This window comes from Kitasatospora sp. NBC_00458 (assembly GCF_036013975.1).
In the GTDB taxonomy this organism is placed as follows: Bacteria; Actinomycetota; Actinomycetes; order Streptomycetales; family Streptomycetaceae; genus Kitasatospora.
Genome location: NZ_CP107904.1, coordinates 6,932,942 through 6,955,659, shown reverse-complemented (window position 1 = coordinate 6,955,659; position 22,718 = coordinate 6,932,942). Strand labels below are relative to the sequence as shown.

Sequence of the window (22,718 nt, the reverse complement as noted above, 5' to 3'; positions counted from 1 at the left end):
CCCGCTCAGCGGTGCTCGGGGTTCTCGAAGTCGAAGCGGCAGCCGGCGTCCCACTCGGAGCGCTGGTTGCCGTGGGCGGGGATGCCGCCGGCGTCCTTGAGGAGGCGGGCGAGGTGGAGGAGGTTCCAGGTCATGAAGGTGGCGTTGCGGTTGGTGAAGTCGTTGCCGGGGCCGCCGGAGCCGGGGTCGAGGTAGGACGGCCCGGGCCCGGCCTCCCCCACCCAGCCGGCGTCGGCCTGCGGCGGGATCGTGTAGCCGAGGTGCTGGAGGGAGTAGAGGACGTTCATCGCACAGTGCTTGGCGCCGTCCTCGTTCCCGGTGATCAGGCAGCCGCCGACCCGGCCGTAATAGGCGTACTGGCCCTGGGCGTTGAGCAGCGAGGAGCAGGAGTAGAGCCGCTCGACGACGCGCTTCATCACGGAGGAGTTGTCGCCCAGCCAGATCGGGCCGGCCAGGACGAGGATGTCGGCGGCCATCACCCGGCTGTAGAGGACCGGCCAGTCGTCGGTCTCCCAGCCGTGCTCGGTCATGTCGGGCCAGACGCCGGTGGCGATGTCGTGGTCCACCGCGCGCAGGACGTCCACCTGGACGCCCTGGCGCTGCAGGATCCCGGTGCTGACGTCGATCAGGCCCTGGGTGTGGCTGCGCTCCGGCGAGCGCTTGAGGGTGCAGTTGATCACCAGGGCGCTCAGGTCGGCGTAGCTGGGGAGCGGGGAGGACATCGGCGGCCTTTCCACAGCGGGCGGTCACCCACCAGTCCACCCCGGCGTCCGGGGGGCCGCCCGCCGGGCTGCGCCGACCGGGCGCCGGGTGCGCGGCCGCGGACCGGCGGCGGACCGGCCGGCGGGGGGACGCCGGTACCGGCCGGGCCGTCAGGACCACCCGCGGGGACGACGACACCCGCCCCGGTCCGGGTCACCATCGGAGGAGCTGCGGATCAGCGGCGGCAGCGACAGCAGATGGAGAGGGCCCATGTCCCCGAACGCCTCGCCCGGTTCCCCCGACGCCCCCGACGCCTCCCCCCGTTCCCCCGGCTCCCCCGGCCCGGCCGGTCGGCCCCGCCGGGTGGCCGTCGTCGGTGCCGGGATGGTCGGCCTGGCCACCGCCTGGTTCCTCCAGGAGCACGGCGTCGAGGTCACCGTCCTCGACCGCGAGGACGTCTGCGCGGGCGCGTCCCGGGGGAACGCCGGGTGGCTGACGCCCGGGCTCGCGGCGCCGCTGCCCGAGCCGGCGGTGCTGCGGTACGGGCTGCGGGCGGTGCTCAGCCCGGCCTCGCCGGTGTACGTGCCGCCGAGCACGGACCCCCGGCTGCTGCGGTTCCTGGCCGGGTTCGTCCGGCACAGCACGCCCGGACGGTGGCGGCGCGGGATGGCGGCGCTGGTGCCGCTGAACGAGGTGGCGCTGCCGGCCTTCGACGCCCTGGAGGCGGGCGGGGTGGCGGCGCGCACCGTGCAGGGGGCGCCGTTCCTCGCGGCGTTCCGGACGGAGGGTGAACGGCGGTCCCTGGTCGCGGAGTTGCATCACCTCCGGGCGGCGGGCCAGCCGGTGGAGCACGAGCTGCTGGACGGCGCGCAGGCCCGGGCGGTGGAGCCGGTGCTCTCCGAGCGGATCGGCGCGGCGGTGCTGCTGCACGGCCAGCGCCACCTGGAACCGGGCCGCTTCGTGCACGCCCTGGCCGCGTCGGTGCGCGGGCGCGGCGGGGTGATCCGGCCGGGCACCGCCGTCGGCGCGCTCCGGGACCGGGGCGGTCGGGTCGAGCTGTTCACGGGTGACGGGGACGCCGTGGAGTTCGACGCGGTGGTGCTGGCCGGGGGTGTCCACCTCGGCGCCCTGGCCCGCCCGTTCGGTGTGCGCACGGTCGTCCAGGCCGGTCGCGGCTACAGTTTCAGCGTGCCGGTGCGGCGGCTCCCCGCCGGACCGGTGTACTTCCCCGCGCACCGGGTGGCCTGCACGCCGATGGGCGACCGGCTGCGGGTGGCCGGGATGATGGAGTTCCGCCGCCCGGAGGCGCCGCTGGACGGCCGCCGGGTCCGGGCCGTCGCGGAGGCGGCCCGCCCGCTGCTGAGCGGCGCCGACCTGGACGACCGCCGGGACGAGTGGGTCGGCTGCCGACCGTGCACCCCGGACGGGCTGCCGCTGATCGGGGCCACCCGCTCACCCCGGGTGTTCGTCGCGGGCGGGCACGGGATGTGGGGGATCACGCTGGGGCCGGCCACCGGGAGGCTGCTCGCCGAGACGGTCGCCACGGGGCGTCCGGCGGCGGCGCTGGCACCGTTCGACCCGCTGCGCTGAGCGGCCTGATCCCGGCCGGCGCGGGCACGGCCGGGCGCCGGCCGCCGGCCGCCATCAGGGCCAGGCGCCCGCCGTCCGCCGTCAGGAGTCAGGCGTCAGGCGTCAGGCCGCTCGACCGGCGGCAGGACGGGGGTGAGCAGCATCCGCCCGGCGAGCGCGGTGGTGCCGGTGACGGCGGCCAGCGTGGCGTCGTACACCGGGCGGAGGTTGCGCTGGTGCCAGAGCGCCTCGGAGGTGGCCCAGGCGGCGTCCCGGGCGCGGGCGATCGAGAAGCTGGAGACGATGTGCTTCAGCGGTCCGGCGGCCTCGGTGGCGGCCGCGGCGACCTGCGCCTCGAAGGAGGCCCGCACCTCGGCCTCGACCTGCGCGAGCAGCTCGTTGACCTTGAGGTAGTCGGCGTGGACGGGCGGGGTGTCGGGTGTGGTGCGGCACTCGATGCAGGTGGTCACGACGGCGAGCGGGAGGTCGTGGTTGATGTGGGCGTTCATCCCGGCGAAGGCGAACTGGATCGGCCAGACCACCCGGTTCGCCCGGGCCTCGAACAGCGGCTTCCAGGCGGCGCTGACCGGGCGCCCGGTCTCGGCGGCGTCCACCGCGTCGAAGTAGAGGTTCGCGAAGTCGAGGTCGAGGTGCTCGATGAGCGCCTGGTCCTGGAACCAGCCGGCGGTCAGCCGCTCGCCGACGAGTCCGGTGACCCGCAGGTACATCCGGTTGAAGCAGGCGACGCCGTCGCGCGGGTCCAGCCGGGCCTCGATCGCGCGCATCCGCTCGACGGCCTCCTCCACGCTCTGCGCGGCCCTGGCCCGTGGCTGGGTCATGGGGGTTCCCTTCCGTAGCGGTGTCCGGTGGGCGAGCGGCCCACCCGGCTGCCACGTATACACACCGGCCACCGCCGCCACGCCCGCGCGCAGCCCGGACACACCGCCCCCGGTCACCCGAACCGCCGTACGGCCGCGCCGCCTCCCGTCACCCGGCGGGTGCGGCCCGGTCGGGGCCGCGTTCGACGGGAGGGGTGCGGAAGACCTCGGCCACCGCGATGTTGACGACCGTCACGACCGCCATGGCGCCCGCCGCGACGGAGTGCCCCACGCCCCACAGGGCGGCGGCGCCGCCACCGAGCACCAGCGCCTTCACCGCGAGGACCAGCGGAAGCCGCGGCCGCAGCCGCGCCCGGGGCGCGGCGAACAGGGCCCAGAGCACGATGCCCGCCAGCGGAGCCCCGACGCCGAGCAGGATCCGCAGGACGCCCTCGTGGCCTGCGCCGAATCCCCACCAGCCCAGCGAGCCCAGCGCGGCGAGTTCGAGCAGGAAGGCCACGAGTTCGTTCGCGGCATACCAGGGCCGCGCATCGAGCCCGGCCGTACCGACACTGTCCCCCGCCACGTGCTCCTCCTCTGTTTCGGTACGCCCAGCATGACAGTGGTGGCCGGTGCGCGGACAGGCCGGCCGGAGCCCTTTGCCGGATCTGGCGGCCGGCCCGCGCCCTCCGGCGGTGCGACTCACTCCTCCCCTGCCGGTGACGGTCGGACGGCGTGGGAACCGCCCACCCCGGCCCACGGACCCGGCCGTACCGGCCCACCGGAACCGACCTCGTCCGTGCCACCGCCGCCGTGCCGCCGCCGCCCGCCGTGTCCGTCCGGCACCGCCGGGCCGGGCCGGCTCGCGCACCGGTGCCGGTCCTTCTGCCGGAGGGCCCCGGCTGGCTCTGCGGGGGGAGGCGGTCACGACCCCGGGGGGAGGCCTCAGCGGCGGCGCCGCACGCAGAGTGGAGGCGGCCGGAAGTGATCCGGCCGCCACCGGGAGGGAACCGAGATGACCACCGCCACACCGCACGCCCGCTCCGCACGACGGCTCGCGCGCCACGCCGCCGTCCTCGCGCTCGCCGGTGCGGGCCTGCTCGCGACGCTGACGCCGTCGGCCTCCGCAGCCTCGGCCGCCACCGCCGCAGCGTCCGCTCCGACCGCCACCGCCTTCGGGCAGGACCGGGCCGCCGCACCGTCGACCGTCACCGACCCGGCGGCGCTGCGGGCGGCGCTGCGGGCCATGGTCGAGGAGGGCGGCTCGTCGGCGGCCCTGGCCGAGGTCCGGGAGGACGGCCGCACGGTCTGGCAGGGCACCGCGGGGGTCGCGGACCTGGCGACCGGCGCGCCGGTGCCGAACGGTGCCAGGTTCCGGATCGGCAGCGTCACCAAGACCTTCGCCGCCACCGTGGTGCTCCAACTCGTGGGCGAGCGCCGCATAGGACTGGACGACCCGATCGAACGGCACCTCCCCGGGATCGTCCCCGGCGGCGGTGCGATCACCGTGCGCCAGCTCCTGAACCACACCAGCGGGATCTACAACTTCACCGACGACCAGAGCTTCAGCACCAAGGGGGAGGAGAACCTGGAGCGGTGGCTGACCGTCGGCCGCTGGACGACCCACCGCCCGCTGGACGTCGTGCGGATCGCCACCGCCCACCCCCCGTACGGCCCGCCGGGTGGCGCCTGGAACTACTCCAACACCAACTACGTCCTGCTCGGGATGATCATCGAACGCGCCACCGGACGCACCTGGGACGAGGAGATCGAGCGCCGGATCATCCGGCCGCTGGGGCTGCGCGACACCTCGATGCCCGTCACCTCGCCGGTCGTCCCCGGGCCGCACGCCCACGCGTACATCGAGCGGCCGACCGGGCCGACCGACATCACCCTCCTGAACCCGTCCGCGTTCGGCCCGGCCGGCGCCGGGATCTCGACCACCCGGGACCTGGCCCGCTTCAACGCCGCGCTGCTCGGCGGCCGGCTGCTGCGCCCGGCGGAACTCGCCGAGATGAAGAAGCAGGTGGACACCGGGCTCGGCTTCACCTACGGCCTCGGGCTGACCCGCTACCCCACCGCGTGCGGCGAGTACTGGGGCCTCAGTGGCGGCATCCCCGGCTACGGCACGATGGTCAGGGGCGACGCCTCCGGGCGCCGGCAGGTCGTCGTCTCGTTCAACCCGTACCGCGAGTCGGCGGCCGCCGGCGACACCTTCGACGCCCTGCTCCGGACGGCGACCTGCGGCAGTGCCGGCCCGGGTGCCGCCACCGCGACGCCCGGAAGCTGACGGCCCGCCCAGCCCGCCACGGCGGCCCCGCCGGAGCCTGCACGGCCCATCGCGAGCCCGTCGCGGCCCGCCACAGCCCGTACCGGAACGCGGCCCGGGCCGGGGAGCACGTGGCTCCCCGGCCCGGGCCGGTCCCTCGCACCGCACGGACTACGGCTTGGCGGCGCCCGCAGCCGAACCCGCACCCGCAGCCGGGTCCGAACCCGCGCCCGCCTTCGCCTTCGCCGAGACGGCGACGTAGTCGACGCGCATCGGGTGGCCGGGCTCCGTGGCCGGGCCGGGGACGCCCCCGAAGGCGGCGGGGAGGTTGCCGCCGACGGCGACGTTCAGGATCAGGAACAGCCCGCGGCCCACGGCCTTGTCCCAGGTCGCCCGGTCCATCCGGGCGGCCTCGACCCGGTGGAACTCGCGGCCGTCGAGGTACCAGCGGACCTGCTCGGCGCCGGCCGTCAGGTCCACCTCCACCCCGTACCGGTGGAAGCCGGTGCGGCACTCCGCCCCGCACTGCTGGTCGCCCGAGCCGAGGCCGCGGGGCTCCTGGCAGGGTCCGCCGTCGAGGACGCCGCAGTGCATCGTGCCGAAGACCGTGTCCCGGCCGTTGACCTGCTCCATCACGTCCAGCTCGCCGATGGCCGGCCAGCCGGTGTAGCCGTTGCGCAGGTCGGCGCCGAGGGTCCAGAAGGCGGGCCAGTACCCGGCGGCGGCGGGGCCGGTGACGTCGGGCAGGGCGAGCGAGGCCTCGATCCGCAGCACGCCGCCGGGCGGCGGGGCGAAGTCGGCCCGGCGGGACTCGATCCGGCCGGAGGACCACTGGCCGTTCCCGTCCCTGGTGGGGACGATCTCCAGGGCGCCGCGGCCGTCGAGGCGGACGTTGGCGGTCGAGTCGGTCATCGTCTCGATCTCGCCGGTGCCCCACTGCGGCGCCGGGCAGCCGGGGTAGCAGGTGCCCAGGTCGTACTGCCAGTTCGCGGCGGACGGGCGGCTGCCGGCCGGGCCGTCGAAGTCGTCCCGGAGCAGCCGGGTCCAGCCGTCCGCGCCGACCGGGCCGGTAGGTCCGCCCGAACCGCCGGGGGTGGCGGCGCCCTTGGCGGGCAGCGCGCCGGCCTCGACCAGCAGCCGGTCCAGCCGCGGGGTGAGGACGACGGAGGCGACGTTGGTCAGGTGCGTGTCGTCCCGGTAGAGCAGGATGCGCTCCAGGATGGCGGGGCAACTCCGGCCGTTGCCGGGGCAGATGACCGAGTTGACCTCGACCGTCTGCACCCCGGGCTGGCGGCCGGCGGCGATCTCGTCGGCCAGCGGGTCGGCCCACAGCGCCCTCTCGCGCGGGAACTCGCAGGCGGCCGGGTCCTCGGTGTGGCCGGAGACGCAGGCCGGCACGTCGGTGCCGGGGATCGGGGTGTCGCGCAGGTAGACGATCGGCACGCCCAGCTCGCGCAGCGGGACGAGGGTCTTCTCCCATCCCTGGAGCAGGAGTTGACGGTCGTCGGTGTACCGGTTGAGGGTCGAGACGACGATCAGCCGGGGCTTGGGGCCGTCCTTGAGCCGGGCCAGGGCGTTGGCGCGCCAGGTGTCGCACTCGCGGTAGGTGCGGCCCAACTGCGGGTTGACCACCGTGAGTTCCGGGAGCGGGCAGCCCTGCTTGACCAACTCCTCCAGGGCCCAGCGCCGTTCGGCGGCCAGGGCGAGCAGCGCGGAGAACCACTGGCCGGCGTGCGAGTCGCCGAGCAGCACGATCCGGTCCGGGCTGTCGACCACGCCGAAGCGGCAGTCGGGGCTGGTGACGGCGCTCGGCGCGACCTCGCACTCGCCGTCCGGCGGGAAGTCCTGGCGGGCCTGGACGGCGTCCGGCACCACGGCCGGACCGCCCTTGGGCGGGGTGGCGGTGCGCACCAGCAGCGAGGTGCCGTCCGGCGAGCCGGGCGGCAGGCCCTGGAGGTCGACGGGTGCGGCGGGGCCGAGGTTGCGCAGTGTCCCGGTGCCGACGACCAGCGCCAGCACCACCGGGATGACGACCGCGGCGAGCCCCAGGGAGAGTCCCCGGCGCGGGAGTTCGGAGACGGTGCGGCTGCGCTGCAGCGGCCGTTCGACCCAGCGCATGACGGCGGCGGCGGGCAGTGCGGCGGCGGCCGTGAGGGCCGCCTTGACGGGCCAGTCGAGCTCGCCGAACTCGGCGCCGGCGAGGACCAGGACCGGCCAGTGCCAGAGGTAGAGGTTGTAGGAGAGGCGGCCGAGGGCGCGCGGCGCGCGGGTGCCGAGCACCCGGTCCACGCCCAGGGCCGGGCCGGTGCCGGCCCGGCCCGGCGTGCCGGCCAGGATCACGGCGGCGGTGCCGAGGGTCGGGACGAGCGCCGCGACGCCCGGGTACGGGGTCGTGTTGTTGTACGCGAGCACGCAGCCGACGACGGCCAGGGCACCGCCCCACCCGACCAGCAGGCGCAGCGGGCGCGGCCCGGGCAGCAGGTGCCAGGGCAGCAGGGCGAGCAGCGCGCCGACCCCGAACTGCCAAGCGCGGGAGGGGGTTCCGAGGTAGGCGAGGGAGACGGAGTCGCGGGTCCAGTACAGCGAGAGCGCGAAGGACCCGACGGTCAGGACGGCGGCGAGCACGGCCGCGACGGGCCGCAGGGAGCGTCCGCGGCGGTCGGGGCGGCCCTTGCGGGCCACCCGGAGGACCAGGTAGCAGGCGAGGGCGAGCAGCGGCCCCCAGAAGAGGTAGAACTGCTCCTCGACGGCGAGCGACCAGAAGTGCAGCAGCGGGCTCTCGTCACGGCCGGCCGCCAGGTAGTCGGTCTGCTGGGAGACGAACCGCCAGTTGGCGACGGAGAGCGCCGCCGCGAGGACGTCGTGCTCCAGGTCGGCGCGGCGCAGCGGGACGGTGAGCCAGGCGCCGACCAGGGCGACCGCGGCGAGCACGATCGCGGCGGAGGGCAGCAGGCGCCGGGCCCGGCGGGAGAAGAACTCGCCGAGCCGGATCCGGCCGGTGGTGACGGCCTCGCGCACCAGCAGGCCGGTGATCAGGTAGCCGGAGATGACGAGGAAGACGTCCACTCCGACGAAGCCGCCGGCCAGGCCGGGGACGGAGGCGTGGAAGGCGAGGACGGCGAGGACGGCGACCGCGCGCAGGCCCTCGATGTCGGGCCGGAACCCCGGCCGGGGCGCCGGGCCCGGGGCATCGGAACCCCGGGAGACGGCGCCCCGGGGACCGGACCCCCGGGCTCCGGCGCCGCCGGGCGGCGGGCCGGGAATGGTGTAGGCATCCGGACGGAGTTCCGGAACCACGGGCGTTTCCATGGGTGGTGACGACCTTTCAACCCAGCCAGGGCAGCATCGGGCGGACCCAGCCGGAGGCGAGCAGAGCGGTGAGCACGAGCGTGGCGGTGGCGGCCAGCCCCTCCGGCCAGCGCCGGGGGAGCATGCCGACGCGGCTCGTGGGAACGGACGACGCACTGCTTCGGGCGTCCCCCCTGATCTCGCCCACGAGGTCCCGGATCAGCGGTACGCCGATCTGCGCCTGGACCGCGAGGTACAGGCCGAGGCCCCAGTTGGGCTCCCATCCGTAGTGGGCGACGGCCAGGGCGAGCCCGGCCGCGCCGGCGCCGAGCGAGGCGATCAGCCAGGCCAGCGAGACCAGCACCACCCGTCGGGCCATTCCGCCGGGCTTGGCCTTGCCCGCGCCGGTGGGCACCCAGGCGGCGCTGCGGCCGCGCAGGGTGTGCCAGAACGCGGCGCCGGCGGCGACGCTCATCAGCACGTTGGAGCGGATCACCTCGATCCGCCAGCGGGTGCGGCTGACCCGGGGCAGCAGGACGTGCCAGAGCCAGAGCGGCGCGAGCATCGGCAGGACGTGCCAGGGCCTGACCTGGTCCGGGTACCAGAACATCATCACCAGCGGCGGCAGTGGCGCGACGAAGATGTTCACGGCGGCGGCGAGGTAGCCGACGATGCCCTCGTAGAAGCAGAGCCGCATCCGCCAGGGCGCGCCGATCCGCTTGAGTTCGGGCGAGCCGAGCAGGTGCAGGTTGCCCATCGCCCAGCGGTACTGCTGGTTGACGTAGGAGGCGAGGTTGTCGGGCGAGGTGCCCTTGGCGACCAGGACCGGCACGTACAGGGTGCGGTAGCCCTTGGCGTACAGGCCGAGCCCGGTGAAGAGGTCCTCGCTGTGGTCGAGCCGGGCGAACCCGCCGGCCGCGTCGATGGCGGTGCGCCGGTAGACGGCGTTGCTGCCGCAGCAGATCGCGGCGTCGCTGGCGTCCCGGGAGGGCTGGATCCAGCGGAAGAACCACTCCTGGGCGGAGCCGGCGGCGCGCTGGATCCACCCCATCGTCTCGTCGGTGTCGAAGCACTGCGGGCTCTGGACGATGCCGGTCCGCGGGTCGGCGAAGTACGGGACGAGGTGGCGCAGGAAGTCGGGCCTGGGCGCGAAGTCGGCGTCCAGGATGGCGATGAACTCGGCCTTGCTGAGGGTGAGCGCGTGGTTGAGGTTGCCGGCCTTCTTGAGGTGGCCCCGGTCGGGGCGCACCACGTACTCGTAGCCGTGCGCGGCGGCGAGCGCGGCCACCTCGGGCCGGTCGCCGTCGTCGAGCACCCAGACGGTCAGCGCGCCGGGCCAGTCGACCCGGGCGACGGCCCGGTAGGCGTTCTCCAGGACGTCCAGCGGCTCACCGCAGGTGGGCAGGTAGAGGTCGACGGTCGGCAGTCCGTCCGGATCCCAGGCGTGCACGAGGACTTCGTGCGACTGCCGGGTGAGCCGGCGGCTGCGCAGGCTGTTGAAGGAGGAGAGCGCCAGCGCCACCACGTTGAGCGCCAGTACCGCGAGGAAGACCCAGAGCGCGGGCGTCCGCAGCGCGAACGTGAACATCGTCCCGGCCGTGAAGACGAAGGCGGCCGAGGTGGCGACCAGCACCCAGCGGCGCTGTGGTCCGAAGTACCAGTAGAGCTCCTGATCCGAAGGAGGTTGAGGAAGGTGCCCGACGGGCTCGGCAGGCCCCGTCTGAGCAGGTGAAAGTTCTTGGACGGTCATATGGCCCCCACAGCCGTGTTTCTGACAGCTCCACGGCCACAGTACCGCATTGGTATAGACCATTCGGCCACTCGTCCGGCGGCCGGACGACACCCCTGCACCATTCGACCGACCCGCCCACCCCCGTCCGTAAAGCAGCAGGCCACACCAGGGTTAACAGTCCTCCAACATCCCCGCGGCGGCACCCGCCACGGCCCGCCGGAGCGGCCGGACGACACCTCCTCGCGGCGTCCGTTCCTCCGCAGGACACACGATTGACACACCCGGCGACCGTGTACACGGGAACGACGGCGGGGCGGCAACCGGGAACCGGTTGCCGCCCCGCCGTGGGGACTCCTTGGGGACTCCTTGGGGACTCCGTGAGACCTCGCCGATCAGGCCGCCGGGGCCGGGTAGGTCGGGTACTCGACGCCGGAGACGTACTGGACGACCCGGATGACCTGGCAGGAGTAGCCGAACTCGTTGTCGTACCACAGGTAGAGGATCGCGTTGTCGCCCTCGACCTTGGTGGCGCCGGCGTCCACGATCGACGCGTGCCGCGAGCCGATGAAGTCGTTCGACACGGCGTCGGGCGCGGTGGTGAAGTCGATCTGACGCTTCAGCGACGAGGTCAGCGACACCTCGCGGAGGTGCTCCAGGACCTCCTCGCGGGTGGTCTCGCGCGCCAGCTGCAGGTTGAGGATCGCGATCGAGACGTCCGGCACCGGCACGCGGATCGAGCTGCCGGTGATCTTCGCCTTGAGGTCCGGCAGCGCCTTGGCGACGGCCGAGGCGGCACCGGTCTCGGTGATCACCATGTTCAGCGGCGCCGAGCGGCCGCGGCGGTCGGCCTTGTGGTAGTTGTCCAGCAGGTTCTGGTCGTTGGTGAACGAGTGGACGGTCTCCACGTGGCCGCGCAGCACGCCGTACTCGTCGTCCATCGCCTTCAGCGGCGGCACGATCGCGTTGGTGGTGCAGGACGCGCAGGAGATGACCTGCTCGTCCGGCTTGATCGTGTCGTGGTTCACGCCGTGCACGATGTTGGGCACGTCGCCCTTGCCCGGGGCGGTCAGGACGACCTTGTCGACACCGGGGCGCAGGTGCTTGGACAGCCCCTCGCGGTCGCGCCACTTGCCGGTGTTGTCGATCAGGATCGCGTCCTTGATCCCGTACTCCGTGTAGTCGACCTCGGAGGGGTCGTTGGCGTAGATCACCTTGATCGCGTTGCCGTTCGCGATGATCGTGCTGGTCGCCTCGTCCACGGTGATGGTGCCCTGGAACTGGCCGTGGATCGAGTCGCGCCGCAGCAGCGAGGCGCGCTTCACGATGTCCTGGTCACCGCCCTGGCGGACGACGATGGCCTTGAGGCGCAGGCCGTTGTCGGAGGCCTTCTCGATCAGCAGGCGGGCCACGAGGCGGCCGATCCGGCCGAAGCCGTAGAGCACGACGTCACGCGAGCCGGAGCGCTCGATCTTGCCGTCCCCCGTCGCGCCGGCGACGGCCTCCGCGGTGAACTCCTCCACCGAGAGACCGCGGTCGTCCGCGCGGTAGGTCGCGGCGAGCATGCCGAGGTCGATCTGGGAGGGCCCGAGATCGAGGGTGGTGAGCGCCTGGAGGAAGGGCAGCGTCTCGGTGACCGAGAGCTCCTCGCCGGCTATCTGGCGGGCGAACCGGTGGGTCTTGAGGATGCTGACCACCGACTTGTTCACCAGGGAGCGGCTGTGCAGCAGGACTGTGACGTCCCGCTCCCGGTGCAGTCGGCCGATGATCGGAATCATCGACTCCGCGATCTCCTCGCGGTTCTTCCAGTCCGTGAACACGTCGTCGTTGACAGTCACAAGTCCATCTTTCGAGCTAGGAGGGTGTACACATGCTAGCTCCGGCCCCGCCCGCCCACCGAAACGGGTCCCCGGGAGCCCCTCCCGCCCCGCCCCGCCCACACCCCCCGCACCCCTCCCCGAACCCCCTCGGCACCCCGGTCGGCACCCTCGTCGGCGCCTCCGGCTAACCGGCTCCGGGCACCGCGTGGTGGATCTCCGTGATGCCCGCGGCGGCGTCGAACCCGAGGACCGGGTCGGGCCGGTCGGAGAGCAGGCTCGCGTAGAGCGGGCGGTAGTGGGCGATCTTCCGGGGCGTCCGGCCGTCGGTGCCGAAGGCGGCCAGCAGGTCGCCGCCCCGGGCCGCGAAACCGGTCAGCGCGGTGTGGTCGATCCAGACCTCGACGCCCGAACGACCGAAGACGAGGCTGCTCTCCTTGCTGCTGGAACCGGTCAGCCAACTGCTGCGCAGCCGGGCCGTGCCCGACTCGCCGCGCGACCGGTACCGCGCCGTGCACCACGCGCTCGCACCGCCGTCGCCCTGCCGGGCGGATGTCAGCTCAGTGAAGTCCACGAACCGGGTGAGCATGCTGAGCTGGTTCACCCCGGAGTCCATCCAGCTGGAGCCGTACGCCGCGAAGGCCTCGGCGTCCTTGAGGACGTACGGGTCGTAGAACGCCGAGGTGACGGTCGTCACGGGCCCCCACTCGGGGTGGTCGGCCATCAGCGCCGCCGCCCAGTCCACCTCCGGCGAGAAGGCGAAGTGGTGGGCGGTGAACAGCCTCCCCCGCACGTCGAGCGCCTCGTCCAGCCCCCTGAGCCGGGCGAGCGAGGCCAGGTCGTGGACGAGGGGCTTCTCCACGAGCACCCTGGCCGTGGATCCGGCCAGGGCCTCGACCGCGAGGTCCGCGTGCGTGTCCGTGGGCGTGGCGAGCACGACCAGGTCCGGCCGGTGCGCCCGGAGGGCGTCGGCGAGGTCCGCGTAGTGGGGCGCCGGGTCGCCGCGGAAGGTGGGCTGCCTCCCCGGGCGGGGATCGACGGTGAACTCCAGGGACACACGGTCCTGCTCGGCCAGCACGGCGAGGTGGGTCTCGGCGATGATCCCGGCCCCGACCAGGCCGACGCGTACCAGGTCAGTCATTGCGGTGCTGCTCTCCTCGTGCGGTTCGGCTGCCGGCCGGGGCGGACGGACCGGCTGTCCGGCCGCCCCGGCGTGTCACCGGTGGGTCACCAACTCGGCCCAGCGTCCCAGCGACCCGGCCGGGCCGTCGACCCAGTCCACCTCCGGCACGTGCTCGGCGGCCCGCCCGGCACCGTCGATCCAACTGGTCGCGATGGGCACCCAGTAGGTGTTCCCGCCGGAGGCCCGGGTGCGGTGGTCCAGCTCGGACCGCGTCCGCCGGGCGGCGTCGTGGTCTCCGGCCAGCACGCCGAGCAGGATCTCGGCCACGTCCGCGAGGTTGTGGCCGCCGCGGTAGGTGATCCCGTCCGCCAGCCGCCGGGTGTCGCCGACGGCGTCCGCCGCCTCGCGGGCGGCGCCGCTCATCGCGAGGGCCACCGCTTCGGCGGACCGGATCTTGACCAGCTCGACCGGGTTGGGCACGAGGTCCAGCAGGTCCCTGGCCCGGGCCGCCGCGGCCGACACCGCGGCCACGTCCCCGGACCAGCAGGCCGTCTGTGCCAGGTTGGCCTGGGCCTTCGCCTCGGCGGCGGCCAGTCCCTCGCTCCGGGCCAGGTCGACCGCCTCGGTGTAGGCGGCGGTCGCCTCGTCGAACCGCGCGTTGACCCGCCAGATGTGGCCGAGCAGCCGGAGCCGCTCCCCCTCGTCCTCCGGGCCCCGGCTGCGCTGCTCGCGCAGGGCGGCGAGGGCCGTGGCGAAGCGCCCGTTGAGGTAGTGGTGGTCGCAGAGCCAGTAGCGGGCGGCCGCGTCGAACTCGCCACCCAGCAGGTCCTGGTAGATCTCCGCCGCCGCCGAGTAGTCGCCGTGGTTGCGCAGGGCGTGCGCGAGGTGGATGCGCAGGAGCTGCGCCGTGCGGCTGTCGGGCGGCAGCCCCTCCCCGGCACCGCCGAGGAGGTCGATCGCCTCCTCCACGCGGCCCGTACGACGCAGTTGGACACCCCGTATCGCGGCGCGGACCGCCCGGTACCCGGCCCCGTCGGCCGGGCCGGCGGTGAGCCCGGCGCCGAGCTCCGACCACTGGCCGGCCTCGACCAGGCGCTGGGTGGCCTGGGCCATCCAGTCGTCGAAGACACCGTGCGCGGCCGAGAGCCTGAGGCCGGACTCCAGGGCCTGCGCGGTCGCGGCACGCCCGCCCGAAGGGCCCACGCCCCGGCCCAGCCAGGTCAGCAGCCTGCCCGCGACCTTGTTCCGGTCACGGTCGGACCAGCCGTCCGGGAGGGACCGGTCGGCCTCGCCGATGGCGTGCCGCAGCGCCGTGTGCAGGGCGTACGGCAAGGCGTAGGCGTCGTCGTGGGTGAGGAACGGCCTGCGGAGGAACCTGGCCACGCTCCCGTCGGGAACGCCCGGCTGGCCGGCCCGCAGCAGTGCGGCGTCGACCCGGTCGGTGAGGGCCGCCGTACGGACCAGATCGCGTTCGTCGCGGGGGAGGTCCCTGATCGAGCGGGTGGCGACCGCGGTGAACGAGCCGCCGAAGTCCGCCACCGAGGGCTGCCCGCCGCGCGCCAGCAGCGCGGCGAAGTGCGACACCGAGAGGTCCAGGTAGAGGGGCAGGCCCTGGCCGCCCGAGATGATGCGCTCCCGGACCTCCGGCGACATGGCGGGCTCCCCGTCCCGGGTGAGCGCCTCACTGAGGTAGCTGTCGGCGTCGGAGTCCGAGAGGTATCCGACGAGGTGCTGGCGCGGTTCCGCCGTGTCGTTGCTGAAGTGCAGATTGGGCCAGCACTGCGCTCCGGTGAAGTCGATCTCGGCGCCCGCGCCCGAGTCGGCCCAGTCGACGCGGTTGCGGCCGGTGATCACGAACAGCACGTTCGGCATCAGGTAGACGCAGCGCTGGAGGATCCGTTCCACCGCCCGGTCGGCCCGGCCGTTGACCACCTCGAAGGTGTCGAGGAACACGCACACCGTCGGCCGCCGGCCCGCGCGGCCTCGGCCCGGCAGCCTTTCGAGGTCCCAGGCCAGGAGGTAGGGGAAGTACGAGAGCGTCTCGTAGTCGGCGTCCGCCTCGACCAGTTCGGCGAACAGCTCGCAGTCCGAGAGCAGTCGCCCTTCCCGCACGCGGTCCCGGACGGCCCGGTAGGTGGCCAGCGCCGCGCGGTGGGCGAGCCCTGCGAGGCCGCCCAGGCCGGCGGGGTCGACCTGCCGCACGCTCTCCGCGATCTGGTCGCCCAGCCCGATGCTCCGCGAGGCACGGCGAAGCGCCGGAGAGGCGTCCAGGAACTCCTGCAGCGTCTCTCCGGGATGGGCGCGCGCCCAGTAGGACGCCAGCGCCAGGTCGAAGGCGGGCCAGCGGCTCCCCAGCTGCCCCAGGCCTGCGCGAAGGCGCAGCAGCAGGCTCTCGGTGTCGCAGGCGCCCTCCTCCGAGAGGTCGATCCGCACCGTCGCGACGTCGTCACGGCCCTCGGCCTGCGTGTCGGCGAGGAGGCGTCGTTCGAGCTCGTGGGAGAGCGTCGTCTTGCCTATGCCCCCCACCCCGTAGAAGGTCAGGACGTTGCGGCGGCCCTGTGCACGGTCCACGACCGGCGAGACCCCGGCCTCGTCCAGTGCCCGGTGGAACGCGTCCACCGACCGGCCGAAGGCGGCCACCTCGTCGACCCGGTTGGTGAAGACCTGTTGCGCCGTCACCGTCGAAGAGAGGCCGCTCATGAATGCAGCCCGCAGGTTGACACGTGCCATCCGGCCTCCTCGTGCGCGCCGTTCCGGAGGTGCCCCGCCGCGGTTCCGTCGCGGGGCCATACCCGCCTGAGATCCTGTCAGCAATCTTCTCCGCACCACAAGACGACCACGGTGCCGCCCGACCGGGCCGGGGAGAGCCGGTGGGCGGCGGGTGGTGGGCCCCGCCGGGGGCCGCCTGCGGGCAGGCGGCCCCCCGGCGGGGTGCGGCGGGGTGGGGTCAGCCGGCCAGTTCGCCGCGGACCGCGCGGGCGGCGGCGACCAGGTTCTCCAGGGAGGCGCGGGTCTCCGGCCACCCCCGGGTCTTCAGGCCGCAGTCGGGGTTGACCCAGAGCCGCTCGGCGGGGATCGCCGCCAGCCCCCTGCGCAGCAGCTCGGCGGCCTCCTCGGCGCTCGGCACCCGGGGCGAGTGGATGTCGTAGACACCGGGTCCGACCTCGCGCGGGTAGCCCGCCCCGGCCAGCTCGTGGGCGACCTGCATGTGCGAGCGGGCCGCCTCCAGGGAGATCACGTCGGCGTCGAGCTCGTCGATCGCGGTCATGATCTCGCCGAACTCGGCGTAGCACATGTGGGTGTGGACCTGCGTGTCGGCGCGGACCCCGGAGGTGCTGAGCCGGAACGCCTCGGTCGCCCAGTCCAGGTACGCCGGCCGGTCGGCGGCCCGCAGCGGCAGGGTCTCGCGCAGCGCGGGCTCGTCGACCTGGACGACGGCGGCGCCGGCCGCCTCCAGGTCGGTGACCTCGTCGCGCAGTGCGAGGGCGACCTGCCGGGCGGTGTCGGCGAGGGGCTGGTCGTCGCGGACGAACGACCAGGCGAGCATGGTGACCGGTCCGGTGAGCATGCCCTTGACCGGACGCTCCGTCAGGTCCTGCGCGTAGCGGAACCATTCGACCGTCATCGGGTGCGGGCGGGAGATGTCGCCGGCCAGCACCGGCGGCCGGACGTACCGGGTGCCGTAGGACTGCACCCAGCCCTGCTGGGTGGCCAGGTAGCCGGTGAGCTGCTCGGCGAAGTACTGGACCATGTCGTTGCGCTCGGGTTCGCCGTGCACCAGGACGTCCAGTCCGGCCTTCTCCTGGTAGGCGACGACCTCGCGGACCTCCGCCTCCATCCGCTCCCGGTACCCGGTCCCGTCGAGGCGGCCGGCGCGCAGGTCGGCGCGGGCGGTGCGCAGCTCGGCGGTCTGCGGGAAGGAGCCGATGGTGGTGGTGGGGAGCAGCGGCAGGCCGAGGCGGGCGCGCTGGGCCTCGGCGCGCTCGGGGTAGGCCTGGGCGCGGCGGGCGTCCCCGGGGGTGGTGGCGGCGACGCGGGCGCGGACCGCGGGGTCGCGGGTGAGCGCGGAGGCGGCGCGGGAGGCGAGGTCGGCGCGGTTGGCGGCGAGTTCGGCGGTGATCGCGTGGACGCCCTCGCGCAGGCCCCGGGCGAGGGTGGTGATCTCGGCGGTCTTCTGGCGGGCGAAGGCGAGCCAGCGGGCCACCTGCGGGTCGAGGTCGCGTTCGCGGCCGGCGTCGAGCGGGACGTGCAGCAGGGAGCTGGACGGCGCGACGTCCACCCGGTCGGCCAGGCCGAGCAGGGTGGCGAGGGTGGTCAGCGACTTCTCCAGGTCGTTGATCCAGATGTTGCGGCCGTCCACCACGCCGGCCACGAGGCGCTTGCCGGGCAGTCCGCCGACGGCGGCGAGGTCGGCGAGGTTGGCGGCGCCGGGGCCGGTGAAGTCCAGGCCGACGCCCTCGACGGGGGCCTTGGCGAGGACCTTCAGGGCCTCGCCGGCCCGGTCGAAGTAGGTCGCGACGAGGATGCTCGGCCGGTCGGTGAGCGCGCCGAGCTCGCGGTAGACCCGGGCGGCGGCGTTCAGTTCGGCGGGGGTGCGGTCCTGGACGAGCGCGGGCTCGTCCAGCTGGACCCACTCGGCGCCGGCCGCGCGCAGGTCTCCGAGGAGTTCGGCGTAGACGGGCAGCAGCCGGTCGAGCAGGGTGATCGGCTCGAAGCCGGCGGCCACGCCGGGCGCGGGCTTGGCGAGCAGCAGGTAGGTGAGCGGGCCGACCAGTACCGGGCGGGCGCGGTGGCCGAGGGCGAGGGCCTCGCGCAGCTCGGAGACCGGCTTGGCAGAGTCGGCGGAGAAGACCGTGTCCGGCCCCAACTCGGGTACGAGGTAGTGGTAGTTGGTGTCGAACCACTTGGTCATCTCCAGTGGCGCGACGTCCTGGGTGCCGCGGGCCATCGCGAAGTAGCCGGCCAGCGGGTCGGCGTCGACGGCGGCGCGGTGGCGCGGCGGGATCGCGCCGACGGCGACCGTGGCGTCCAGCACGTGGTCGTAGAACGAGAAGTCGCCGGTAGGGACTTCGCCGATCCCGGCCTCGGCCAGCTGCCGCCAGTTGTCGCGGCGCAGGCCGGCGGCGGTGGCCTGCAGTGCGTCGGCGTCGACGCGGCCGGCCCAGTAGCCCTCGACGGCCTTCTTCAGCTCCCGGTTCGGCCCCTGCCTCGGGTAGCCGTACACGGTGGCCTGCGGGGCGGTGGAGTGCGGCGCGGCGGCCTGCGGACCTGCCTGCGCGGCGGCCTGCGGGGTGGTGGAACTCGTTGACACGGAACTCTCCTTCGCGAGTCGCGCTGCGATCCCGGGAGAGCACGCGGACGCGAAGGTACGGCAGCGGGGACGCGGCACCGAGTCGTGCCCGCCCGCTTCGCCGACCCGCCCACGAGGTCACCGAGATCACCGCGTACGGGGTGCACGCGGGCAGTGGCAGGTCTTCGGACTCGCGGGCACGCCCGCCCTTGAAGGGCGGACACCTAGTGGCCGTCGCTTCCCGGGCCCCGGTGGGGCCCAGTGCATGTGACGGCGGTCGTTCCCACTCACCGCTGCGGGGCAGTCCCGGATTCCCACCGGGTTCCCTCTTGCGACGCGCCTGCCTGGCTGGCAGGGCGAACCGACTGCGGGGCACAGCCTAGGCCCACCCGAGCCGCGCCGTCGGCGATTGTCCGGATGGCGGATGGCCGCGTGGGCGCGCAGGGCGCCGTGGCCGACACGGGCGGGCGGGGAGAGGAGCAGCGGGCGGCGGACGGCGGGCGGCGGACAGCGCGGCGGACGGGCGGGCGGTGGCCGGACAGCGGACGGACGGCACAATCGCTGTCATGCAGCACATCTTCGTCATCGGCATCGGCGCGGGCGACCCCGACCACCTGACCCTGCAGGCGGCCAAGGCCCTCGCCCGCACCGACGTCTTCTTCATCCTCGACAAGAACGAGGAACGCCAGGACATGATCCGGCTGCGCCGGCAGATCCTGGGCGAGCACGGCCGGCCCGGCCACCGCGTGGTGGAGGTGTCGGACGCGGAGCGGGACCGCACCACCCCGGCGTACGCGGCGGCCGTGGAGGACTGGCGCAGCCGCCGGGCCGACCTGGTCGAGCGGCTGGTCGCCGAGCACCTCGGCCCGGAGGAGACCGGCGCGTTCCTGGTCTGGGGCGACCCGAGCCTCTACGACAGCGTCATCGCCGTGATCGACGAGGTGCTGGCGCGCGGGGGTGCGGCGTTCGGGTACGAGGTGATCCCGGGGATCAGCAGCGTCTCGGCGCTCGCCGCGCGGCACCGCACCACGCTGACCCGGGTCGGCCGTCCGGTGCAGATCACCACGGGCCGGCGCCTCGCCGAGGGATTCCCCGAGGGCGTGGACGACGTGGTGGTGATGCTCGACGGGCGGGCCGCCTTCACCGCGGTCGACCCGGAGGGGCTGGAGGTCTTCTACGGCGCCTACCTCGGCACGCCCGACGAGATCCTCGCCGCCGGTCCGCTCGCGGAGACCGCCCCGCGGATCCGGGAGCTGCGCGAGGAGGCCCGCGTGCGCAAGGGCTGGATCATGGACACCTACCTGCTCCGCCGCACGGAGGGCTGACGCCCGCCCATGCGCCGTCCCCGCACCGGCGGGGGCGGCGCATTCGTGTGTGCGGACGGGGTCCGCGGGGCCGCGTCCGCTGGACGGGTTCCGCGAGCCGGGGAGCGGGCCGGGAGACGCGGGACGGGGTCCGCGGAACGGGTCGCACAGGAAATGCTTGACGTTTGTTGACCGCGAGTAGGTAAGGTTAGCCTCACTTCATATACAGCGTCCAACGGGAGCTGCAGATGGCCCTTCGACCATGTCGCGCCGGCCGTCCTGTCCAGCCCTGTCCGGACCAGACCCACCCCCGCCGTGCCGGCCCGGACCGTTCCGGCCTCCATCGCAGCGGCTCCGTCCGTCGGGACGGCACCCCCTGTCGTGACGGCACAGCTCGGACCGGCCCCGCCCCCGGGCGGCAGGGTCCGGCGCGGCCGGGTGTGGGCGGCACCCGCCACCTCCGCCGCCACCCTCCCGGAGGGACCGCTCCCTTGACGATCCCGCAGACAGCCCCGTACTCCACGCCGACCGCGGCTCCGAGCGCACCGCCGACCGGTTCACCGGCCGGATCACCGGGTGCGCCGCCGACCGCCGCCGGAAGCGTGCGGCGATGACCAGGACCGCCCAGCGCCTGCTCCGCCTCATCACCGGCTCCGCGCCGCCGCCGTTCGCCCTGGTGCACCGCCCCGGGACCACCGGTCCCGGCATCCTCGACGTCCTCACCGGCACGGTGAGCCACCCGGCCCGGATCGCCGACCTGCCCGTACCGGTGCCGGACACCGACGCCCCCGGCCGCCACCACGTCCTCGCCCTCCTCCCCCGCCTGCCACAGGGCGAAGGCCCCGCGCCGGGGGGACCGGCCAGGCCGGGTGGACTGACCGGGCCGGGTGGACTGACCGCGCTCACCGTCACCGAGCAGGCGCTGGCCCCGGTCGCGGAGGTGCTCGGACTGCTGCCCGGCACACCGGTCGCCCTCACCGAACCGGACGCCGGCCCCGTCGGCGCTCCCGGCGTGCCCGGCGTGCCCGGCGTGCCCGGCACCGGGCGCCCCTTCGCGGCCACCGTCGCCGACTGGTCGCCGACCGCCGCGCTCGCCCTCTTCCGGCGACTGCTGGGACGACACCCGGGCTCGTACTGGACGTTCGTCGTGCACACCGGTGACCACGCCTTCATCGGAGCCTCGCCCCGTCGCCACGTCGCCCTCGACCGCGGCACCGTCGTACTGAACCCGGTCGGCGGCACCCACCGGTACCCGTCCGACGGGCCCGCCCCCGAGGGGCTCCTGGCCTTCCTGGCCGACCCCGAGGAGGCCGCCGGGCTCTACCGGGCGGTCGACGAAGGACTCGGAACGGCGGGTCGGCTCTGCGAGGACGGCGGCCGGATCACCGGTCCCCGCCTGCGGAGCACGCACCGGCTCGCCCACACCGAGTACCTGGTCGAGGGCCGGACCACCCGCGACGTCCGGGAGATCCTCCACGAGACGCTCCCCGCGCCGACCGCCCCCGACGACGGAGCAGCGCTCGACGACGGAACCTCCCCCGCCGCCGGGGCCGCCCCGGACGGCCACCCCGGCGTGATCGCGCTGATCGGCAGGGACGGCCGCGGCCGCCAGGCCCTGGACTCCGCCGTGCTCGACGGGACCGCCGACATCGACGCGGCCGGCCGTCTGCGGTTCCACCCCGCTCCGGCCCGGGTGCACGGGTCGGACCCGGCGGCGACGGCCGGAGCGGCAACCAGGACGACGGCCGAGACCGCCGGCCTGCTCCGGGCCCTGGCAGCCGACGCCCCCGTGCCCGGGGAGCGCGCACCGGAACCGCCCGACCTCGGCTCGCACCCCGCCGTCCGCCGGGCCCTCGCCGGCCGCAACGAGCCGCTCGCCGCCTTCTGGCAGTCGGCGCCGGGCGAGCGCGCACGACCGGTGCCCGCGCTCGAAGGTCGCCGGATCCTCGTCCTGGACTCCGGGGACGCGCTGACCGCCCCGGACCGGACCCTGCTCACCGCCCTCGGCGCCACCGTCGAGGTCCGCCGGCTCGACGAACCGCACACCACCGGCCCGAACGGCACCGGCCCGTGCCTCACGGGCCCCCACCTCGCCGGCCCCTACCTCGCAGGCCAGTACCCCGCCGGCCCGGACCCGTTCGGCGTCGACGCCTACGGCCTGGACGGGTACGACCTGGTGGTCACCGGTCCCGGCCCCGGCGACCCCCGGCGGAGCACCGGCCCCGGGATCGCCCGGCTCCGGACCGCCACCGCGCGGCTGCTCTCGAACGGCACCCCGTTCCTCGCGGTCGGCCTCGGCCACCAGGTGCTCTGCACCCTGCTCGGCCTGGCCGTCGTCCGCAGACCCGTCCCGCAGCGGGGCGTCCAGCGGGTCGTGGACCTGTTCGGGCGGTCCGAGCCGGTCGGCTTCCACTCGGCCTTCGTCGCCCGCTGCGGCTCCGAGGACTTCCCCTCCCTCTGGCGGCCCGGCAGCGTCCGGGTCTCCCGCGACCCCGCCGACGACGAGGTCCACGCCCTGCGCGGGCCGGACTTCGCCTCCGTGCAGTTCCATCCGGCGTCCGTCCTCACCCGCAACGGCCCCGCGGTCCTCGGCGGCCTGCTCGCCGATCTGCTGGCGGAACCGGCCGAACGGGCCGAACGGGCCGAACCGGCCGGAACCGCCTGAGCGGGCCGGGAGGCGGTCGGCAGCGGGTGCCGCCGACCGCCTCCCCTCCCGTCCCGGCCGCACCGCCTCTTGAACGCCGTCCAAGCGGCGGTGCGAACCCCCGCCGATGGGCCGCCGCTGACATCGAAAAGGCCAGGTCAACGC

At 74.7% G+C, this 22,718-nt stretch carries 13 protein-coding genes and 1 riboswitch; of the genes, 4 read left to right on the top strand and 9 right to left on the bottom strand.

All coding sequences use genetic code 11. The features are described 5' to 3' along the window. Positions 1–5: 5 nt before the first annotated feature. The gene (locus tag OG550_RS28345; RefSeq protein ID WP_327682242.1) at positions 6–722 is read right to left on the bottom strand and encodes a flavodoxin family protein; all 717 of its coding nucleotides are present in this window, start codon (positions 720–722) and stop codon (positions 6–8) included. Positions 723–972: 250 nt separating this feature from the next. Here OG550_RS28345 and OG550_RS28340 point away from each other — a divergent pair, with 250 nt between their 5' ends. Beyond that, entirely contained in the window at positions 973–2,292 is a 1,320-nt protein-coding gene (locus OG550_RS28340) for an NAD(P)/FAD-dependent oxidoreductase (protein ID WP_327682240.1), read from the top strand. A 95-nt stretch (positions 2,293–2,387) separates the two neighbouring features. Here OG550_RS28340 and OG550_RS28335 read toward each other — a convergent pair whose 3' ends face one another. Both OG550_RS28335 and OG550_RS28330 read right to left on the bottom strand, forming a co-directional pair. Beyond that, positions 2,388–3,110, bottom strand: a complete 723-nt coding sequence (locus OG550_RS28335; RefSeq protein WP_327682238.1) for a DUF5995 family protein — start codon at positions 3,108–3,110, stop codon at positions 2,388–2,390. Between the two features lie 148 nt (positions 3,111–3,258). Then, the gene (locus OG550_RS28330; RefSeq protein ID WP_327682236.1) at positions 3,259–3,675 is read right to left on the bottom strand and encodes a YrdB family protein; all 417 of its coding nucleotides are present in this window, start codon (positions 3,673–3,675) and stop codon (positions 3,259–3,261) included. Positions 3,676–4,104: 429 nt separating this feature from the next. Between OG550_RS28330 and OG550_RS28325 the strand changes: the two genes are divergently transcribed. After that, positions 4,105–5,379, top strand: a complete 1,275-nt coding sequence (locus tag OG550_RS28325; protein WP_327682234.1) for a serine hydrolase domain-containing protein — start codon at positions 4,105–4,107, stop codon at positions 5,377–5,379. A 150-nt stretch (positions 5,380–5,529) separates the two neighbouring features. On the opposite strand, the gene OG550_RS28320 is transcribed toward OG550_RS28325, so the two are convergent. The 6 genes from OG550_RS28320 to metE all read right to left on the bottom strand — a co-directional run bounded on the left by OG550_RS28320 (position 5,530) and on the right by metE (position 18,539). Continuing rightward, on the bottom strand, positions 5,530–8,667 hold the full coding sequence (locus OG550_RS28320; protein WP_442906088.1) for an acyltransferase family protein: 3,138 nt from the start codon (positions 8,665–8,667) through the stop codon (positions 5,530–5,532). A gap of 16 nt (positions 8,668–8,683) precedes the next feature. Beyond that, positions 8,684–10,396 (bottom strand): glycosyltransferase family 2 protein, encoded by a 1,713-nt coding sequence (locus OG550_RS28315; RefSeq protein WP_327682231.1) that lies wholly within the window; start codon positions 10,394–10,396, stop codon positions 8,684–8,686. 374 nt (positions 10,397–10,770) lie between these two features. Then, entirely contained in the window at positions 10,771–12,213 is a 1,443-nt protein-coding gene (locus OG550_RS28310) for a glyceraldehyde-3-phosphate dehydrogenase (protein WP_327682229.1), read from the bottom strand. A gap of 166 nt (positions 12,214–12,379) precedes the next feature. Next, positions 12,380–13,333, bottom strand: a complete 954-nt coding sequence (locus OG550_RS28305; RefSeq protein ID WP_327682227.1) for a Gfo/Idh/MocA family protein — start codon at positions 13,331–13,333, stop codon at positions 12,380–12,382. 75 nt (positions 13,334–13,408) lie between these two features. Continuing rightward, a complete protein-coding gene (locus OG550_RS28300; protein WP_327682224.1) occupies positions 13,409–16,015 on the bottom strand; it encodes a tetratricopeptide repeat protein in 2,607 nt (868 codons plus the stop codon). A 247-nt stretch (positions 16,016–16,262) separates the two neighbouring features. Next, positions 16,263–18,539: a 5-methyltetrahydropteroyltriglutamate--homocysteine S-methyltransferase gene (gene metE, locus OG550_RS28295; protein ID WP_327684208.1), complete on the bottom strand. Its 2,277-nt coding sequence runs from the start codon at positions 18,537–18,539 to the stop codon at positions 16,263–16,265. Between the two features lie 225 nt (positions 18,540–18,764). Beyond that, positions 18,765–18,987: riboswitch (cobalamin riboswitch) on the bottom strand. 184 nt (positions 18,988–19,171) lie between these two features. On the opposite strand from metE, the gene cobF reads away from it, so the two are divergent. Together cobF and OG550_RS28285 are read left to right on the top strand one after the other, a co-directional pair. Further along, on the top strand, positions 19,172–19,930 hold the full coding sequence (gene cobF / locus OG550_RS28290) for a precorrin-6A synthase (deacetylating) (RefSeq protein ID WP_327682223.1): 759 nt from the start codon (positions 19,172–19,174) through the stop codon (positions 19,928–19,930). Positions 19,931–20,519: 589 nt separating this feature from the next. Further along, positions 20,520–22,574: an anthranilate synthase family protein gene (locus OG550_RS28285; RefSeq protein ID WP_327682220.1), complete on the top strand. Its 2,055-nt coding sequence runs from the start codon at positions 20,520–20,522 to the stop codon at positions 22,572–22,574. Positions 22,575–22,718: the final 144 nt, after the last annotated feature.

Coding starts and splice junctions, on each gene's coding strand:
- cobF (WP_327682223.1), top strand. CDS start 19,172: ATGCAGCACATCTTCGTCATCGGCATCGGCGCGGGCGACCCCGACCAC.
- OG550_RS28305 (WP_327682227.1), bottom strand. CDS start 13,333: ATGACTGACCTGGTACGCGTCGGCCTGGTCGGGGCCGGGATCATCGCC.
- OG550_RS28325 (WP_327682234.1), top strand. CDS start 4,105: ATGACCACCGCCACACCGCACGCCCGCTCCGCACGACGGCTCGCGCGC.
- OG550_RS28340 (WP_327682240.1), top strand. CDS start 973: ATGTCCCCGAACGCCTCGCCCGGTTCCCCCGACGCCCCCGACGCCTCC.
- OG550_RS28300 (WP_327682224.1), bottom strand. CDS start 16,015: ATGAGCGGCCTCTCTTCGACGGTGACGGCGCAACAGGTCTTCACCAAC.
- OG550_RS28345 (WP_327682242.1), bottom strand. CDS start 722: ATGTCCTCCCCGCTCCCCAGCTACGCCGACCTGAGCGCCCTGGTGATC.
- OG550_RS28335 (WP_327682238.1), bottom strand. CDS start 3,110: ATGACCCAGCCACGGGCCAGGGCCGCGCAGAGCGTGGAGGAGGCCGTC.
- OG550_RS28320 (WP_442906088.1), bottom strand. CDS start 8,667: ATGGAAACGCCCGTGGTTCCGGAACTCCGTCCGGATGCCTACACCATT.
- OG550_RS28315 (WP_327682231.1), bottom strand. CDS start 10,396: ATGACCGTCCAAGAACTTTCACCTGCTCAGACGGGGCCTGCCGAGCCC.
- OG550_RS28285 (WP_327682220.1), top strand. CDS start 20,520: ATGACCAGGACCGCCCAGCGCCTGCTCCGCCTCATCACCGGCTCCGCG.